The 19,092-nt window shown below is 48.7% G+C and carries 13 protein-coding genes; 12 read left to right on the top strand and 1 reads right to left on the bottom strand.

Annotated elements, in window-relative coordinates:
- The first annotated feature begins 81 nt into the window (after positions 1 to 81).
- From L7H18_05005 to L7H18_04965, 9 genes are all read left to right on the top strand, one after another.
- Positions 82 to 2,619, top strand: a complete 2,538-nt coding sequence (locus L7H18_05005; protein ID UMX47769.1) for an Ig-like domain-containing protein — start codon at positions 82 to 84, stop codon at positions 2,617 to 2,619.
- A gap of 79 nt (positions 2,620 to 2,698) precedes the next feature.
- The gene (locus L7H18_05000) at positions 2,699 to 5,596 is read left to right on the top strand and encodes an Ig-like domain-containing protein (protein ID UMX47768.1); all 2,898 of its coding nucleotides are present in this window, start codon (positions 2,699 to 2,701) and stop codon (positions 5,594 to 5,596) included.
- 278 nt (positions 5,597 to 5,874) lie between these two features.
- Positions 5,875 to 8,820: an Ig-like domain-containing protein gene (locus L7H18_04995; GenBank protein ID UMX47767.1), complete on the top strand. Its 2,946-nt coding sequence runs from the start codon at positions 5,875 to 5,877 to the stop codon at positions 8,818 to 8,820.
- Position 8,821: 1 nt separating this feature from the next.
- Positions 8,822 to 10,240, top strand: a complete 1,419-nt coding sequence (locus L7H18_04990) for an ATP-binding protein (GenBank protein ID UMX47766.1) — start codon at positions 8,822 to 8,824, stop codon at positions 10,238 to 10,240.
- Between the two features lie 51 nt (positions 10,241 to 10,291).
- Positions 10,292 to 11,761, top strand: a complete 1,470-nt coding sequence (locus L7H18_04985) for an ATP-binding protein (protein UMX47765.1) — start codon at positions 10,292 to 10,294, stop codon at positions 11,759 to 11,761.
- A gap of 129 nt (positions 11,762 to 11,890) precedes the next feature.
- On the top strand, positions 11,891 to 13,108 hold the full coding sequence (locus L7H18_04980; GenBank protein UMX47764.1) for a DUF763 domain-containing protein: 1,218 nt from the start codon (positions 11,891 to 11,893) through the stop codon (positions 13,106 to 13,108).
- 221 nt (positions 13,109 to 13,329) lie between these two features.
- Positions 13,330 to 14,496 (top strand): methionine adenosyltransferase, encoded by a 1,167-nt coding sequence (metK, locus tag L7H18_04975; GenBank protein ID UMX47763.1) that lies wholly within the window; start codon positions 13,330 to 13,332, stop codon positions 14,494 to 14,496.
- Between the two features lie 117 nt (positions 14,497 to 14,613).
- Positions 14,614 to 15,216: a uracil-DNA glycosylase gene (locus L7H18_04970; protein UMX47762.1), complete on the top strand. Its 603-nt coding sequence runs from the start codon at positions 14,614 to 14,616 to the stop codon at positions 15,214 to 15,216.
- A complete protein-coding gene (locus L7H18_04965; GenBank protein ID UMX47761.1) occupies positions 15,203 to 15,556 on the top strand; it encodes a metallopeptidase family protein in 354 nt (117 codons plus the stop codon). The genes L7H18_04970 and L7H18_04965 overlap by 14 nt, the downstream gene beginning before the upstream one ends.
- Positions 15,557 to 15,746: 190 nt before the next feature.
- Here the strand turns inward: L7H18_04965 and L7H18_04960 are convergent, their stop codons facing one another.
- A complete protein-coding gene (locus tag L7H18_04960) occupies positions 15,747 to 17,453 on the bottom strand; it encodes a tRNA uridine(34) 5-carboxymethylaminomethyl modification radical SAM/GNAT enzyme Elp3 (GenBank protein ID UMX47760.1) in 1,707 nt (568 codons plus the stop codon).
- Positions 17,454 to 17,525: 72 nt separating this feature from the next.
- Here L7H18_04960 and L7H18_04955 point away from each other — a divergent pair, with 72 nt between their 5' ends.
- From L7H18_04955 to L7H18_04945, 3 genes are all read left to right on the top strand, one after another.
- A complete protein-coding gene (locus L7H18_04955; GenBank protein UMX47759.1) occupies positions 17,526 to 18,068 on the top strand; it encodes a GNAT family N-acetyltransferase in 543 nt (180 codons plus the stop codon).
- Positions 18,069 to 18,118: 50 nt separating this feature from the next.
- Entirely contained in the window at positions 18,119 to 18,376 is a 258-nt protein-coding gene (locus tag L7H18_04950; protein ID UMX47758.1) for a YbaB/EbfC family nucleoid-associated protein, read from the top strand.
- A 177-nt stretch (positions 18,377 to 18,553) separates the two neighbouring features.
- Complete coding sequence (locus L7H18_04945) at positions 18,554 to 19,081, top strand: MBL fold metallo-hydrolase (protein UMX47757.1); 528 nt, start codon at positions 18,554 to 18,556, stop codon at positions 19,079 to 19,081.
- Positions 19,082 to 19,092: the final 11 nt, after the last annotated feature.

Below are 19,092 nucleotides of genomic sequence, written 5' to 3'. Positions count from 1 at the left end.
ATGTATAATTAGCGGCATCGGCCGTTTTTTGTTTTTAAATTGTGTTATAATAAAATAATTTACTTTTTTACAGGAAAAATCATGAGAATTATTGATTTTAAACACTGTTCTTCTTTTTTAATTTTGCCGTTATTTTTCATTGTATTATTTTTTGGTTTTTTAGTATCTAACCAAAACATTTGTGCACAATTTGGAGATGCTGGCGATGGTTCAAGCGGCGGTAGCGTCGATATCAGCGTTGACGGTACCAGCGACGGAGGAGGAGGGGGGAGCGAGGTGGCTTTAAAGATCGCGGCGTTCAAGGCGGAGTTCGCGGCGGCTTTGGCCGCGGGCGAGGATACCGGCGCGATCATCAAGGCGTTGAATGATTATCTTGCTTCGCCCGAGGCGCAGAAATACGCCGAAACCAATCCGGAATTCGCGCAGGCCGCGGGTAATTTGCGGGCGCACAGCGCCGGCGGCAACGAAAACCGATTGTCCGGAGATATTTCCGATCTTGCCGGAAGCGTGACGGGGAATACCAATGTGAATGTAAATGCCAATGTCAATGTCAATGTGAATGCCGATACAAATGTGAATACAAATGTAAGTGCCAATGCCAATGTGGATGTGAATGAGGGAACAAACGCAAACGCAAACGCAAACACAAACACAAATACAAACACAAATACAAACACAAATACAAACACAAATACAAACAACAGCGGGACGCCAAACGGCACGGTTGGTTCGCCGGGAACCGGGGGTTCGCCCGCGGCCAACTCGGGAAATTTTCCGGAAAACACGAACGAAAATTCAAACCAACCAACGCAACTTGTCCAATCTTCCGATGGTTTGACGCCGTGCGCGGGGAGCGGTTGCGCCCGCCGCGCGGATTCGGTTTCAAGCGATGGCATTTTAACCGTTGGCGATGTTTTGGGGCTGGGAATCGTTGGCGCCGGAAACGATGCCAACGCTTCCGCGACCCAGAGTTATTTTCCTTTGCCGGTCTATGCCGGTTCTTTCGCGCTTAACGATAGCGGCGGCGCGCAGTCGGAATCCGCGGGAGCAAGAACCGATGTTGCCGCAAACCAGATTTTGCCGTTGTCGGCTGCGGATTTTCAAATCATCAGCCCGGCGGGCATGCCGCTGGCGATCGCGGCAAACCAGACTTCGATCGATCTGCAGGTTTCGGCTCCCGGCGCCGACAGCGTGTATTTTTATCTTGAAGGCGGATCGCTGCCCGCGGCATTGTATTTGGGCGCGGCGGTTGTCGATGCCGGCGGTATTTGGAAATACAAAATAGATCTCAATACCCGTCCTTTGCCAAACGGCGATTATCGGCTTTGGGCGCAGATCAACCAGAACGGCGCGGCTTTCCGCACTGAAAAAAATCCGTTAATCATTGATATTGTCGTGGCGGTTGACCGGGTCGGCATCGATAATCTCGGCCGGCTTTTTTTTCAAAACAAAGATGTCACCGCGGCCGGAAAGAAAAATGTCGAGCAGGCGATAATCGAGACGGTCAAAAAAGCGGTTGCGGAATTCGGCGGCGACAAGATCAAAATCGAAGAAATCATCCGGCGGATCGCCGCGGCAGTCGGTGAAATCGTCCGGCTCAACGACTCGCTGGCCGACAAGACCGTCCGTTTGCAAACTTTGAACGGCCGGATCGAAAAACTTAAAACCCAGATCGCGGATTTGCCGCAAAATGCCATTGAATTGATCAGAAGCGACAAAACGCGCGAACTTGGCGATTTGCAAGATCAAGCAAGCCGGCTTGAATCCGAAATATCGGATACCAACGCCGCGATCGACCAAAAGAAAAAAGAAAAGGACGCGCTTGCCGGCGAGATTCGGGCATTGTTTAAGGGGCGGGGCGACGAAAGCCGCGCGCAAAAGGTATTGGATGATTTTGAAAACGAAATTTCTCTTCAAGAAGCCGCGATTCGGCAAAGCGAGGCGGTGTTGCTGAAAGACACCGACGCCGACGGTTTGTATGACGAGCGGGAAATCGCGCTGGGCGCCGATCCGCTCAATCCCGACACCGACGGCGACGGCATTCTTGACGGCGACGAAGTCGCCAACGGTTATGACCCGCTGAAACCCGATAATTTCGCTTCAATCAAATACCACGACCCGCAAACATCCGCGCCCAAAAAAACCGATATTTACCGTTTTGATGAAATTGATCCGGTAAGCACGGTAACGCTTTCCGGCGGCAAAACCGGCATTCGTTTCAAAGGCTGGGGCTTGCCTAATTCCTATGTTACATTGTTTATCTTTTCTTCGCCGGTGATCGTGGTGGTTAAAACCGACGATCAGGGGCGCTGGACCTACACTCTGGACAAACCTTTGGATGACGGCCGGCACAGCGTCTACGCGGCGCAGACCGACAGTTCCGGCCGGATCGAAGCGCGCTCGGAAGTATTGGTGTTTGCCAAAAACGGCGATGCCGTCGCCAGAGCGGTTGCCGATCAGGAAGAGGAGGTTTCGGCGACCGGCAGGTTAAAAAACGATTTCAGCCTGGCGATCGCGATCGCGATTGCGCTCGCGCTTTCCGCCGCGCTGTTTATTATCGGAGCGTTCGCGGCGCGGGCGCGCAAGGGGGAGCAAAACCGCACCGGAACGCTCGCGTAGACAGAATGCAAAATTTTTCCAAATTCACAAGCTGGCCGCTTTGCGGCCGGTTTGTGTTGGCTGCGGCAACAAACCCATAATGTATAATAAATCAAACAGCCTTGTAATTTTTATCCAGATGAATTTTAAATTGCCGAATTTTTCAATATTGTCTTTCTTGTTGTTTTTTTTATTCACAACCCCGGGAACGGCAAAGGCGGAAATTTATTCCTGCGATTATTTAAAAGGAGAGCAAGTGTGCACGATATGGGACGGAACATCTCCGGGGAGTGCGGATTTGAAAAATGTGATTAAAAAAGATGTTCTGATTGATGTTATTGGCGGGTTCCGGGTTAATATGGCGAAGCTGTTCGAGGCCGGCGTGTATCCGGCCAATCAAATTTCAGGATTAAGTTTGTTTCTCAATATGGAAATTGTTCGGAATTATGCCGATATCAATCAAAATTTTCGCGCCGCGGTTGCTTCGTATGAAGCGGTTGTCGGCCAAAGGGATATGGAAGCCGTTTACAGCCGTATCGCGGATATGATCCGCGCCGCCGAAAATGAAACGGCGGATGCTGCGGATGTTTGGATTCCCGATCCCGATTGCGGCCCTTATACTTTTTGGGAAAATGGCAGTCAGCATAACTGTAACAGCTGTGTTCAGGGAAACTGCTATGATCCTACCGATTGCGGCGTGATTACTTATTGGAGCAACGGTCATCGAGTTTCTGTTGATACTTGCGATGCGGGAGACGGCGAATCGGTGGAACAACGCGTTGCCCGGTTCAAAGAAGATTTTGAAAAAACTTTGGCCGCCGGCGGGGATATTGGCGCGATCATCAAGGCGTTGAATGATTATCTTGCTTCGCCCGAGGCGCAGAAATACGCCGAAACCAATCCGGAGTTCGCGCAGGCCGCGGGGAATTTGCGGGCGCACAGCGCCGGCGGCAACGAAAACCGATTGTCCGGAGACATCTTTGATCTTGCCGGAAGCGTGACGGGGAACGCCAATGTGAATGCCGATACAAATGTGAATACAAATGTAAGTGCCAATGCCAATGTGGATGTAAATGAGGGAACAAATACAAATACAAACAACAACGGGACGCCAAACGGCACGGTTGGTTCGCCGGGAACCGGGGGTTCGCCCGCGGTCAACTCGGGGAATTCTCCGGAAAACACGAACGAAAATTCAAATCAATCAACGCAACTCGTCCAATCTTCCAATGGTCTGACGCCGTGCGCGGAGAGCGGTTGCGCCCGCCGCGCGGATTCGGTTTCAAGCGATGACATTCCGGCGGCCGGCGATGTTTTGGGGCTGGGAATCGTCGGCGCCGGAAACGATGCCAACGCTTCCGCGGCCCAGAGTTATTTTCCTTCGCCGGTCTATACCGGCTCCGGCGCGCCTAACGGCAACAACGGCGCGCAGTTGGAATCCGCGGGAGCAAGAACCGATGTTGCCGCAAACCAGATTTTGCCGTTGTCGGCTGCGGATTTTCAAATCATCAGCCCGGCGGGCTTGCCGCTGGCGATCGCGGCAAACCAGACTTCGATCGATCTGCAGGTTTCGGCTCCCGGCGCCGACAGCGTGTATTTTTATCTTGAAGGCGGATCGCTGCCCGCGGCATTGTATTTGGGCGCGGCGGTTGTCGATGCCGGCGGTATTTGGAAATACAAAATAGATCTCAACACCCGTCCTTTGCCAAACGGCGATTATCGGCTTTGGGCGCAGATTAACCAGAACGGCGCGGCTTTCCGCACTGAAAAAAATCCNNTNATCATTGATATTGTCGTGGCGGTTGACCGGGTCGGCATCGATAATCTCGGCCGGCTTTTTTTTCAAAACAAAGATGTCACCGCGGCCGGAAAGAAAAATGTCGAGCAGGCGATAATCGAGACGGTCAAAAAAGCGGTTGCGGAATTTGGCGGCGACAAGATCAAAATCGAAGAAATCATCCGGCGGATCGCCGCGGCAGTCGGTGAAATCGTCCGGCTCAACGACTCGCTGGCCGACAAGACCGTCCGTTTGCAAACTTTGAACGGCCGGATCGAAAAACTTAAAACCCAGATCGCGGATTTGCCGCAAAATGCCATTGAATTGATCAGAAGCGACAAAACGCGCGAACTTGGCGATTTGCAAGATCAAGCAAGCCGGCTTGAATCCGAAATATCGGATACCAACGCCGCGATCGACCAAAAGAAAAAAGAAAAGGACGCGCTTGCCGGCGAGATTCGGGCATTGTTTAAGGGGCGGGGCGACGAAAGCCGCGCGCAAAAGGTATTGGATGATTTTGAAAACGAAATTTCTCTTCAAGAAGCCGCGATCCGGCAAAGCGAGGCGGTGTTGCTGAAAGACACCGACGCCGACGGTCTGTATGACGAGCGGGAAATCGCGCTGGGCGCCGATCCGCTCAATCCCGACACCGACGGCGACGGCATTTTGGACGGCGACGAAGTCGCCAACGGTTATGACCCGCTGAAACCCGATAATTTCGCTTCAATCAAATACCACGACCCGCAAACATCCGCGCCCAAGAAAACCGATATTTACCGTTTTGATGAAATTGATCCGGTAAGCACGGTAACGCTTTCCGGCGGCAAAACCGGCATTCGTTTCAAAGGCTGGGGCTTGCCTAATTCCTATGTTACATTGTTTATCTTTTCTTCGCCGGTGATCGTGGTGGTTAAAACCGACGAGCAAGGGCGCTGGACCTACACTCTGGACAAACCTTTGGATGACGGCCGGCACAGCGTCTACGCGGCGCAGACCGACAGTTCCGGCCGGATCGAAGCGCGCTCGGAAGTATTGGTGTTTGCCAAAAACGGCGATGCCGTCGCCAGAGCGGTTGCCGATCAGGAAGAGGAGGTTTCGGCGACCGGCAGGTTAAAAAACGATTTCAGCCTGGCGATCGCGATCGCGATTGCGCTCGCGCTTTCCGCCGCGCTGTTTATTATCGGAGCGTTCGCGGCGCGGGCGCGCAAGGGGGAGCAATAAAATGCCATTCCCGGCGAGGGATTATGTTGTAATTTTTTACCGGGATTTTGTATTTAAGAGTCTATACCCTGTTGCCTGTCCCGAGTATCCCCGAGGGATAATCAACAAGGGTTAGACCCTTGTAAGAAGGATCCGAGGTGAATTTCAAGGGACTAACCCTCGTATTAACGAGGGATAGACCCTTGAAATGCCATTCCCGGCGAGGGATTATTTTTTGTCATTTTTCTGTTTGTTTTCTTTGAAATAAGTTATAATTAAAAATATATTCGACAATTCAAATGCCGCTTGATTTTAAAAATAAATTTTTGAATCGCGCCGGGAAATTTCAGACTATTTTAATTTTAGCGGTGTTGTTGACCGCCGGATTTTCTTTTTTTAAAACATTCGGTTCGATTGATTTCATTCGGGCCCAAGATTCTTTTGGCGGCGATTCCGGTTTTCTCGATTCGGGTTCGACCGGCGAGGGCGGCGAATTGAGCGAACGGGAGAAAGCGATAAAGGAAGCGGAAAGAATAAACGCGTTGATCGCCGCGGCGCTCGCGCTTGATCCCGATGCCGATACCAGCGGATTGCAGCAACAGCTTTATGCCGTGCTCAATCTTCCCGAAGTATGGCCTTGGTCAAGCACGGAGAATCCCTCTCCGGGCGTGGGCGATGTGAGTAAAATGAGCGGCCAAGAGGCGGTTGTTTATACGAGTCAACTTTTGGAGTCTTCCCGGCAGAGCGCGGCTGACCAAATTTCATCCGGCCCCGCGCCCGACGGCAATCCGTTGCCGGAGAATATCGCTGAAAACAATCAGCCAAACCCGGTTAATCCCAACGGACAACCCGCGGCGAGCAATTTGCCGCCGGCGGTTGGCGCGGAAAACACCGAGTCGCAATCTTCTTCCGACAATGGAGATGTCGCGGCGGCGGTGATAACCGATATCGGTTATATTGGCGTCGCGAGCGCGGAAAATTCCGGCGATCAAATCGACAGCCAAGCCGCCGCGGTCGCGATATTGGATAGTCAGGATGAAGCGACGGCGGCGAATAATGATTCCGAATCCGCCGCGGCGGAATCCGTGACTTCCGCCGCCGCGGCAGTGGCGGCGGCTGATTCCGATGGGCAGGAAACGATTGCCGTGGAAAGTTCGGATCCCGCCGAATCCGCGCTTATTGTTTTGAATGAAGCGTCAAAACCTGAAACTATAATTTTGGGCAATACCGAAAAACCCAAGACCGTGGTTTTAGGCAATACCGAAAAACCTGAAACGGTTGAATTGGGGAATTTGGTTAAACCCGCGGTAGTGCCGGTGGGGAATGCGACAACGCCGCCGGCGGTGTGCGTTGGCAGCGCGTGCGAAGGCTGGGGATCGGATAGCGGAGATGTCATTATTGTTGATAATACCGGCGATATTATTGAAACGCCCGATGAATCGCTTCCGGTTTCTCCCGGAAACACGGATAGCGCGGTATTTGAGATTCAACCGTCCGCATCGCCTGCGGGAACAAGTGAGCCCGTCTTGCCGTCATTGCCGACTTCGGCGGCGCCTTCCGAAGGCACGGATAGCGCGGCATCCGAGATTCAACCGTCCGCATCGCCTGCGGGAACAAGTGAGCCTGCCTTGCCGTTATCGCCGACTTCGGCGGCGCCAAGCGTTAACGCGCCGACCGAAAACAATCAAAACGCCAACCAGACCGTTGTTGAACAAACGATATCCGCGATCGTGGAAACCGCGGTTTTGCCGCCCAAAGACGCCAAACTCACCGCGGTTGCCGGTTCGGCGGCGATTAAATTGCGGATTGAAACCGCGGACGCCAAAGAAGTTTTGTTCTATGCTTCGGGAGGTTCGCTTTCCGGATCGATATATTTGGGCAATGGGACATTTTCCGCCGGCGGTTGGGAATATCAAATTGATTTAACCAACAATCCGTTGCCCAATGGCAGTTATGCTTTTTTCGCGCGGATTATCAGGCACGCCGGCGATGAGTATCGCAGTACCGAGATATTCATTGATATTAATTTTACCGTTCCGGTTGACGAAGTTAAAAAAAATGAACTTGAACAGGATATAGAACAAAGCGGTACGGCGATCGTTGAAAATAAAAAAACCATCAGCCGGGAAGTGGAACAAATCGTCGGCTTTATTGATTCCGGTTCGCCCGCGGGCGATTCCGCAATGGAAGAGAATATCCGCAAAATTGCCGCCGCGGTGCAGGCGATCGAACAGCTCGACGATTTGTTGGCCGATAAGATCGCCCAAAGACAGCGGATAAACGATCAAATAATTTTGATCCAAAACGAAATCGCGCGGCTGCCCGACGATATTTTGCCGGTTATCCGGAATGAAAAAAATAAAAAACTTGAAGATTACAAAAGCCAATCGGTTCGGCTCGACCGGGAAATCGCCGCGATCCGGCAAGCGATTGCCCAAAAAACGGAAGAAAAAAATTCATTAAAAGAGATGATTCTTGCCGCGGTCAAAGGCAAAAGCAACGAAAGCGATATTATTAAAAGAATTGACGATTTTGAGAGCGTGGTGGCAAGCCGCGAAAAGGATATTATCAGACAGCAGGCGGTTCTGCGAAAAGACACCGACGGCGACGGCCTTACCGACGGGCAGGAGATTTTGCTGGGCGCCGATCCGCTTAATCCCGACACCGATGCCGACGGCATTCTTGACGGCGACGAAGTCGCCAACGGTTATGATCCTTTAAAATCGGATAATTTTACCGATATCAAATACCATGATCCGCGCGAATCGATTCCCAAAAAAACCGATATTTACCGTTTTGATGAAATTGATCCGGTAAGCACGGTAACGCTTTCCGGCGGCAAAACCGGCATTCGTTTCAAAGGCTGGGGCTTGCCTAATTCCTATGTTACATTGTTTATATTTTCTTCGCCGGTGATCGTGGTGGTTAAAACCGACGAGCAAGGGCGCTGGAACTATATTCTGGACAAACCTTTGGATGACGGCCAGCATGAAGTTTACGCGGCCATTACCAACAGCGCGGGCGAAATCGAAGCCCGATCCGAAATTTTGGTGTTTATGAAAATCGGCGACAAGGTTATGATTGGGCAGGAAGCTTCGCTTTCTTCTTCCACGGAAAAATTAAAAAACAATTTCGGTATTGCGGCGGCGCTGATTGCCTTTTTGGTTTTCGCGGCGGCGCTGGCGATTATCGGTTTGGCGGTAAAAAAACAAACAAAATCCAAATCGCCGGATAAGGCGGAATAAAATGAAAGAATTTATTAAAAACGCGCTTTACTTCATTAAACAAAATCCGGCGATTTTGTATTCTTTGTCCTTGATCGTTTTATTGCCGTTCGCGTTGTATGTCTACACTTTTTTTACCATTCAATCGTTTCAGTCGGTCCTCGAAAACAATATCCAGACGCAAGCGGCGGCGTTAAAAGACAGAGCCGCTTCCTTGCTTTTGCCGGATTTTCCCGCGAAAGGCGCGCAAAATGTCGCGGCGTTGCAGGAAACGATTGGCAATTTCGCGGAAGAAAACAAAGGATTCGAAAATTTAAGAGTGATTATCCGCGAGGGTAAAGACTATAAAGTGATCGCGGCGCAGAATAACGGCAATGTCGGAAAAGTGGTGAGCACCGATATTTCGCTGAACGGCGAAGGTTTGGTGGCTTATTCGTGGTCGAACGGCACCGAAATCCACGGGTGGATAAAAGAAAACAATAAAAGGAGCTGGAGAATTATTCAGCCCTTTATTGACGAGAACGCGCAGGAAGTTTACGCGCTGATTTCCATCGACACATCGTTTGAAAGCGTTGATAATTCGATCAATATCGCGGTCTGGCAATCCTATTTGTTGCTGGCGGTGATTGTTTTGATCAGCTTATTTCTGGTTTTTCAGCACACGCGGTTGTTTAGGTATGTTGTTTTGGCCAAAGAGTCGCAAGAACAGATTGTCGCCAAGGATAATTTTATCCGTATGGCCACCCATGAGCTTCGCAGTCCGGTTACAGTCATTATGGCTTATATCGAGGCATTGAAAGATGAATTGGCGGCGGTAATCACCGACGATCAAAAACAATATATCGAGCGCGTTTCCATATCAATCAAAAATTTAAACGACCTGATGGCCGATATTCTCGAGGTTTCGCATCTTCAGCAGGGGAGAACCGATTTCAAGCCCGAAAAAATTGTTGTCGCGGAAGTTGTTAAGGAAATTGTTGACGGGATAAAACAAAAAGCCGAAGATAAGGGCTTGGCGCTGACATTTGAAAGCGAAAATCCGGTTGCTATGCTGGGCGATACCCAACCGGCCAATCCGGTGATTATGATCAATGTCAATCCGGTTTGTTTTAAACGGATAATTGTCAATCTGGTTGAAAATTCGGTTAAATACACGCCCGCGGGCAAAGTGATAGTTTCCGTGAAAACCGAGCGGGCCAAGAAACGCTGCGTGGTCACGGTGCAGGACACGGGTTTCGGGATTTCCGCCGAAGGCCAGAAGCGTTTGTTCGAACAGTTCTACCGCGTGAAAACCGAGGATAATTCCGGAATTCCCGGCACCGGTTTGGGTTTGTGGATGTCGCGGGAAATGGCGCGCAAAATGGGCGGCGACATTATGCTGGAAAGCATTGAAAGAATGGGCTCCCGTTTCTTTGTCTTCTTCCCCCTGGCCAACAAATAGAGCGCGATTTGTATTTAAATTTTATGTATAGTATACTATACATAAAATAATATGGTCAAAAATAAGGCAAAAAATAGCGTTTTATTGGATAAAACCATATCGGAAAGAACTATCGCCGTTTATAACCCTTGGTGGAACGGCTTGGGTTTTGCATTGAAAAATCCCGAATTCAAGCGGGATGTATTTTCTTCGGCGGTCAACCATATTGAAGCAAAACACGGGCTTGCGTTGCTTATAAACGGACCGCGGCGCGTCGGCAAGACCACGATTATGCGCCAGCTTGTGGAATATCTGCTTCGCAAAAAAAGAGAATCTCCCGAAAAAATATTTTTCTTTTCTCTTGACGATCCTTTTATTCAGCAATTGCCGCAGGAAAATCAGGGAGAAGCTTTCGAGCAGATAATGCAATTTTGGGAAATCAAGCTTGGAAAAAAATTATCTGAAATCAAAGAACCCGTATATTGTTTTTTGGATGAAGTGCAAAGATTGCCGCATTGGGAATTATATATCAAGCGTTATGTGGATTTAAAGTACCAAATACGCTTTATTATTTCCGGTTCGGCATCGCATACGATTTTTCGCAAATCGCTTGAAAGCTTATTGGGCCGCTTGATGGATATTTCTTTGCCGCCGTTTTCATTCAGGGAATGGTTGCGGTTTCATCATCGAGAATATGCCGATATCGCGCGGGAACTTATTGATTTGCAGATTGATATTTCCGATAAAGGCGGCGTGGCCGGGTTGGTTTCATTTATCGCTGGCAGGTTGGGCGAGAAGAAAACGGCAAGGCTGAATGAATTGGTTGGCGATTATGCCAAGGATGGCGGTTTTCCGCAACTGTGGGGGATGAGCGATTTCGTCGAAAGAGTGCAATTTATCGATCTTCAGTTTGTGCAAAGAGTGACGCTTGAAGATTTGAGGCTTGTCCGGGAAATCCGGCGGCCGGAAATTTTTCATCAATTTTTGCGCTATGTGTTTGCCCGTACCGGGGAAGAATACAATCTGGAAGAGCTTGCCGGAAAAATTAAAACCACGCGCACCACGCTTTCCGAAGCCTTGCCGTTGCTTCTGCAGACGGAATTGATCAGAAAAGTGGAGCGATTTGCCAACAAGCCGGTGCGCTTGCGGAGCACCCACGCCAAGCTGTATGCCGCGGATACGGTTTTATACGAGGCGATCACGAAAATGCCGGCGGATTTAAAAGGCGAAAATAAGGGCCGTTTGGCCGAGACGCTGGCGTTCAATGTTCTGCGAAGGTTTGCCGGCATTGCCGATATTTGCTATTTCAGAACTCCCGACGGCAAGCGGGAAGTTGATTTTATTTTAAGAATCGGCAAGACATTGATTCCCGTGGAAATAAAAAGCGGCGCGGCATTTGGAAAAGACAACAGTCATATAAGCTATTTTTTGGAAGAATACGGTTCTGATAAAAGTTTCGGGATAATGGTTTGCAACGGAGATGCTGATTCGGGCGAAAATATTTTAAACATACCTTTGAGTGTTTTTCTTTTGCTTTGTTAGCGATAAAATTTATGTATAGTATGGTATTCATAAAATAATTGCGTTTTTGTTTTGACATTTATTTTGAAAAATGAAAATTGCTTTAACAAAAAACTGGCGTAATCGCCGGTTTTTGGTTAAAGTGGATTCATGCGCACCGGAGTAGCTACAGTGCCGTTGGATTGGGGGCGATGCCCGCGCTGGCTGTTTGAGCGAATGACCCGCCTCGGGCGGGGTATTTCGATTGCCATCGTGGAAGAATTCGGGCCCGAGGAATTATTAAAGCGGCTGTCGGATCCGGTGTGGTTTCAGTCGCTGGGGTGCGTGATGGGGTTTGATTGGAATTCTTCGGGGTTGACCGTAACCACGATGGGCGCGCTAAAAGAGGCGGTGCGGGGCATTGAAACCGATCTGGGATTTTACATTTGCGGCGGCAAGCGCGTGTCGCGCAAAACTCCCGAAGAAACTCAAAAATGGGGGCAATACCTTGGTTGGGAAGAAAGCAAAACCAACGGGCTGGTGAATGCCAGCAAAATGGCGGCCAAAGTTGATTCAAGTTTGATTCAAGACGGATTTTCAATTTACGCGCACAATTTGCTGTTCACGAATTCCGGCAAGTGGGCCGTGATCCAGCAGGGGATGAATGCGGATGTTCAGAAAGCGCGGCGGTATCACTGGCTGTCCGATGGCGTTGATGACTTTACCGAGGAGCCGCATTCGGGAATCGCCAGCGACGCGCGGTTGGCTCCCTTGAATTTAACGGCAAAAGAGAGCAAACAAAACAAAGAAATTTCTTCGGATATGGTGAAACTTGAACCGGCGGCGTTTTTGAAAAACTTTCAAAGCGCGGCGCGAAAAGTTTCAAAAAATATGCCGGCGGTTTCCAGTCCCGTCGGTAAAAGTTTGGGAAGCCAAGGCCGGTTGCCCGGATTTACCGATATGGAGCTGAATGATGTGGAGTTCCACTGGCATCCGGTCGTCGCGGAAAAGTTTGATATAAAACGGTTGAAAAAGACAATCGAAAAAGCGCATTTTTCCGCGCCGGATAACTTTGCCGCTTTGCTGTCCGGCGAAGGTATCGGTCCGAAAACCATCCGGGCGCTGTCGCTGGTGGCCGAAATTGTTTACGGCGCCAAGCCGTCCTATGAAGACCCGGCCAGATATACATTTGCCGTGGGCGGCAAGGATGGCACGCCGTTTCCGGTTGACCGCGCGACCTATGACCGCACTTTGTCCGCGATTGAAAAAGGCATTAAACAGAGTAAAATGAACCAAGGAGAGATTGACAAGGCTAAGGAGAGGCTGGAGACAATTACTTACCCGATGAAAAATGACAGTGCAAAATGTCAAAATTTTACGATTGCATAATTTCTTTGAATTGCGAAACTAGCGTTTGGTGAAAATTGACTTCCCAAAAGCTGAAGTCAAATTTCCCCAAACGCGGCAGTAACCGCGCGAATTTTGAAATCAAATTTCCGCGATTACGCAAAAAAATTGATTTCAAAATTCGCTATTTCGTAATTCAAAATAATTTTATAATTTTTTCATTGTCATTTTTTATTTTGATTTTTACACTTTGAATTAAAAAGATGCGCCGTTTTTTTATCACTTCCGAGGCCGTAACCGAAGGGCATCCCGACAAAATCGCCGACCAGATCGCCGACGCGGTTTTGGACGAAGTGATCCGCCAGGACAAATACGGCCGCTGTTCCTGTGAAGTGATGGTGGGCAATAATTACGCGGTTATCGGCGGCGAGATCAATAGCTTCGCTTGGGTTGATTACAATAATTTCGTGCGCAAGATTATCCGCGAGATCGGCTACGATAAAGAGGAATACGGTTTCTATTGCAAATCCGCGGCGATTTTTAACACCGTCAACCGCCAGTCGGCCGAAGTTTCCAGTTTGGTGCGTCGTGCCGGCAGCAAAAAGCAGGGTGCCGGTGACCAGGGAATTTCCACCGGTTATGCCACCGGGGAAACTTTGGAATTGATGCCTTTGGGCCAGACGCTGGCGCAAAAAATGGCCATGCGCTTGGCCGAGGTTCGCAAGAAAAAGATAGTTCTCCATTTGCGGCCCGATGCCAAATGCCAGTTAACGCTTGAGTATAAAAATAATGCCGCTTGCCGTCTCGAGAATGTGGTGGTTTCCTGCCAGCATGATCCAAAAATTTCTTTGGCGCGTCTTAAGCGCGATATTATTGAAAAAGCGATAAAACCGGTTTGCGGTAAATTTATTGATGAAAATACAAAAATATTCGTTAATCATACCGGCAGTTTTGTCATTGGCGGGCCGTCTGCGGATACCGGGGCGACGGGTCGCAAGATAATAATCGATACTTATGGCAACACCGTGCCGTCGGGAGGCAGCAGTTTCTCCGGCAAAGATCCCACCAAAATCGATCGGTCCGGCGCGTATATGGCGCGTTATATCGCCAAGAATATTGTGGCGGCCGGGCTGGCGGGCGAATGTTTTGTGCGCTTGGCGTATATCATCGGCGATACCAAACCGATCGAAGCCAGCGTTGAAACTTTCGGCACGGCAACGGTTAATGAAGAATCAATCGAAAAAGCGGTGAATAAAATTTTCGATCTTTCGCCCGGTGGGATAATCCGCCAGTTGAAATTATTGCGGCCGATCTATCGCAAAACTTCCAATTACGGCCATTTCGGCCGCGAAGAGCCGGAATTTACTTGGGAAAAAAGGGACAGAGTCAAAGATTTATTGCGTGAAGTTTCCAAATTGTTAAAAAAATGAACAAGGGTCTAACCCTTGTTCATTCAACCGGCCAATTCAAATGAAAAATTATTCTTCCAACAACGCGCAAAAAGGGAAATTGGCATATCGCACGCCGAGTAGATTTATTTATCAAAAATGTCTAAACAATCAGAAGCTATCCCTTGCGAACGGGAAAAATCGGAAAGGGAAAACGAATTGGAGCAAATCAGTTGCGAAATAGCGGTTTGCCGGAAATGCCGCTTGGCCGAAACCCGCGAAAAAACCGTGCCCGGCGAAGGCGCGGTTGGCGCGGCTTATTTTGTGATTGGCCAAGGGCCCGGCGCCAACGAAAATAAAACCGGCCGGCCGTTTATCGGCCGGGCGGGCAAACTGTTAGCCGAATTGCTGTCTTTGGCCGGAATCAATCGCGAGCGCGATACTTTTATTACTTCGATCGTAAAATGTTTGCCCACGCCGCCGATCAACCGTAAACCCAAGCCCGATGAAATTGCCGCGTGCGACGGTTATTTAACCCGCCAGATGGATTCGGCCGGCGCCAAAAAAATAATTTTGCTGGGCGATATGGCTTTCAAAAAATTTTTCCCCAAAGATAAATTTTCCGATTGGCGGGGAAAGTGGCGTGAAAACGGGGATCGTGAATTTTTCATCAGCTACCATCCGGCCGCGGGCATCAGGTTTGTTAAGTTCAAGAAAATATTGGAGAGCGATTTTAAGAATTTAAAAAATGGATATAAATGAATTTGAAAAGTTGGTGGCGCGGGCGGTGGAAAGCCTGCCGGATAATATCAAGGACGCGATGGAAAATATCGCGATTGTTGTCGAAGACGGGCCGGCGAAACGCAATTTGCTTGGGCTGTACGAAGGCATTCCGGAAAATCAATGGGGGAAAAGCGATGCCATCCGCCTGCCGGACAAGATCACGATTTTCAAATCATTGATCGAGGAAGAAGCGCGCGCGCCGGAAGAAATCAAGGAATTGGTCAGGCTTGTGGTCTGGCACGAAATCGCTCATCATTTCGGTTTTGACGAACCGCAAACCCGCCGTCTTGAACACCGCTGGCGCGCCCGCAAACCTTGACAAAAATCAAAGAATACGCATCATTAAATCAGGTGATGCGATGATAATAATTTCCGGCATGTCGCCGGAAGAAAAAAGCGATTTAAGAAGGTATGGGCAGGATCTGCTCATACGGCCCAAGCGTGAAAGGCTTGGGCGAAAGCATTGGGAGAATAAAATTGAAAGGCGGCGTCGCCGGGGGGGGCGGCCGCTAGCAGGCGCGAATTCGTTCGCGCATTTTTTTTGTCATATAAGTATTTTTTAATTTATACCCGTTTTTGCGCCAGTAGGCGCGGGCGCCGATGCCGGAAATGGCGGCAATTTTTTTTGCGCCGGATTCTTCGCGCACGATTTTTTCCGCCTCTTTGATCAATTTTTTCCCCAAGCCGGTGTGTTGGGCGGAAATTGATTTTTGGTCAATCGCGGTTTGCAGGCCATAGGTGTGAATTTCCCTTACGATTGCCACCGTATTTTGTAGGGGCGAATGATTATTCGCCCGCATTGTATCGTTTTCGATTCGTAGGGGCGAAACCATGTTTTCGCCCGTGTTGCCCGTGATTAGATTTGAACCATCGTTGGTTATTCTTAACCGCAACAAGCTGAATAATTTTGTTTTTGATTCATTCTCAAAACTTAAAAAAATTTCCGTGCCGTTTGACGCCTGATAATCGCGCCGAACCAATGCAATTTTTTCTTTTGGGTCATATTCTCCTTTAATCTCGCGGCACCGGATGCACCGGCATCGCCATTTTTCTTTTTCCATATCGGCGGCGATGATCTGGCGGAGATTGGAAATGCCTTTGGCGCCGGCGGTGATGCGCGGAGAGGGGATGTCGCGGATGATTCGTTCAATACGCACCCACGGCGGCGTGATCTTTTTGATTTCTTTGACCACATCAATCAATTTTTTGTCGGAATACGGCCGGTATTTTCCTTGTTGATAAATTTCATAAAGCGGCGCTTCCGGCAGGACGGCGCACGGATAAATTTTCAGCAGGTCGGGGCAGAAATCCGGGTTGGCGAATAATTCTTTTGCCATTGCCAGATCGCGCGCCGGCGACGAGCCATAGAGATTGAGCATTATTTGGTAGGAAATTTTAAAGCCGGCGTTTTTTAATAATTTTGTCGCCCGGACGGCCGCGTCGATTTTATGGCCGCGATTGTTGAGTTCCAGCACATCGTCATAGATGCTTTGGATGCCCAGTTCCACGCGCGTTACCCCCAGTTTTCTTAATTGAATGATTTCTTTCTCGTTGATATAATCCGGCCGGGTTTCCACCGAAATTCCCACGATCCGGCATTTGGCGGTTTCGTTTTTCTTTTGCTCGCGTTCCAATGATTTTGTTCTTTCGCAATGCTTTGAGCATTGCGGATTTTTCGCAATGCTCAAAGCATTGCAGGCGGCAAAACAAGAGGCGACGAATTTATCTTGATAGTTTTTGGGATAAAAGCTCCAGGTGCCGCCAATGACCCGCAATTCGATTTTATCTATGCTGTGTCCTTCGGCCGCCAGATTTTCCAGCCGTTTTTTCACTTGGGTATGGGGATTGAACTTTAAAAGTTTGGCGCGCTCGGCCGCCGGCTCTCCGGAAAGATAGCTTTTGGGAAAACCCGGCTCGTTGGGGCAGTAAAGGCAGCTGCCCGGGCAAGGATAGGGTTTTGTCAAAACCGAAACATTAACAATCCCCGAAAGCGATCGCACCGGCCTCACCCGCAACAAATTTCTCAAGCGGTTGATTTTCAGATGGTCTAACCCTCTGATACAGAGGGTTAGACCCTCTGAAAGCGCGGATAGGAGCCAAATGTTGTTTGGGCAGGGAATTTTTAATTCCTTGGCAATCTCGCGCTTTAACGCTTCCAGTTGCGTTTTGGTTTGCGGATCGGCTTCGACAAGCTTTTCGGCGATGATTTTTGCCATTGAGTTTTCCATACCTTGAAATTATATGATTTTGCGATAAAGTCAAAATATCGCGTGTTAAAACGGATAATCATGGAAAAGATAATTTTGGACGGGAAAGAAATCACAATCAGGAGATTGGCGCCGAAGGATTTGAAAGACGCCAAAAAATTTGCCGATTACATAAACGATCTTATCGAAGAAGATGTTTATTTGAGCGTGAACAAAAAATACAGCCTAAGGGATGAAACGGTATTTCTTAAAAGCCAGATCGAAAAAATAAAAAAGAAAAATAATGTTTTTTTGGTGGCTGAAACGGAAAAGAAAATTATCGGCGTTTCGAGTATCGATCGGATGAACGGCAAGCAAGGGCATATCGGTTTGTTTGGCATATCGATCGCCCGAGAGTGGCGGGGAATCGGGCTGGGAACTTTTTTGATTGCCGAAATTTTTGAGATGGCAAAAAACGGCCTTGACCCGAGTATTAAAATGATAACTCTCGATGTGATCGCCAAAAATGAGCCGGCTATTCGTCTGTATCGAAAAATGGGTTTTAAAAAGGTTGCGGTTCTGCCAAAATATTTTCGGCATAGAGGCGAATTGTTGGATATTGTTGTAATGAATTTGTATTTATAATAATGTTGTTTATAATGGCAATATAAAATAATAATAACTAATAAAAAATTATGTTTGAAAAATTACAGCAAATCAAGAAGCTGCAGGAGATACAAAGCGCGCTGAAAAACGAGAAGATCGAGGGGGAGAAAAACGGGGTTAAGATTTTTATGAACGGCAAATTGGAGGTTGAAGATGTGGTTTTGAACGATTCGCTTTCCATTCCCGACCAGGAAAAAGCGGTTAAGGATTGCTTCAACGATACAATGAAAAAAGTGCAGATGGTGGTGGCGAAAAAGATGCAGTCGATGGGAGGGTTTGGAATGTAAATTCAATTTTCAATTTCTAATTTTCAATTTTCCCGCCAAAGGACGGATCCGCCTCCGGCGGACATTGAATTATCAATTAAACAATTTTCAAACGAATGCCGAATTTTTATTTTGACCATTGAAACATTGAAGATTCATTGGAAATTGTAAATTGATAATTGAAAATTGCTTGATTTCATGGAAATTAAGCGGATTGTGGTCGGGGCGTTGCAGACAAACTGTTATCTTTTGATTGATAGCGGGGAGGCGATGGTTGTTGATCCGGGGGATGAGGCGGAGAAGATAATCGGCGAAATCGCCAAAACCGGCGCGGCGGTGAAATCCATCGTCAACACCCACAACCACTTTGATCATATCGGCGCGAACGCCGAATTGGAAAACAGATTCGGCGTCAAAGCCAAGGCGAATTTGAAAGAAGGCGATATTCTGGATGTGGGGGAATCGCGAATTCGGGTTGTAAAAACTCCGGGTCACGCGCCGGAAGGGATTTGTTTGTTCGGCGACGGATTTGCGATAATGGGGGATACGCTTTTTGAAGACGGATTCGGGAGAACGGATTTGGCCGGCGGATCAAGCCGCGATATGGCCGCGTCGCTTAAAAAACTGGACAATCTTATCCCGGAAGGGACCGCGGTTTATGCGGGCCACGGCGGTATTTTTACATATCGAAAAGGGATGGCATTGGCGTGGCTGGATTATTTGTGAAAGTCTCATAA

The sequence above is a fragment of the Candidatus Nealsonbacteria bacterium DGGOD1a genome (assembly GCA_022530585.1).
Taxonomy (GTDB): Bacteria; Patescibacteriota; Minisyncoccia; order Minisyncoccales; family UBA5738; genus UBA5738.
The sequence above is the reverse complement of the archived record's forward strand: the minus strand, read 5'-3'. Positions and strand labels throughout refer to the sequence as shown.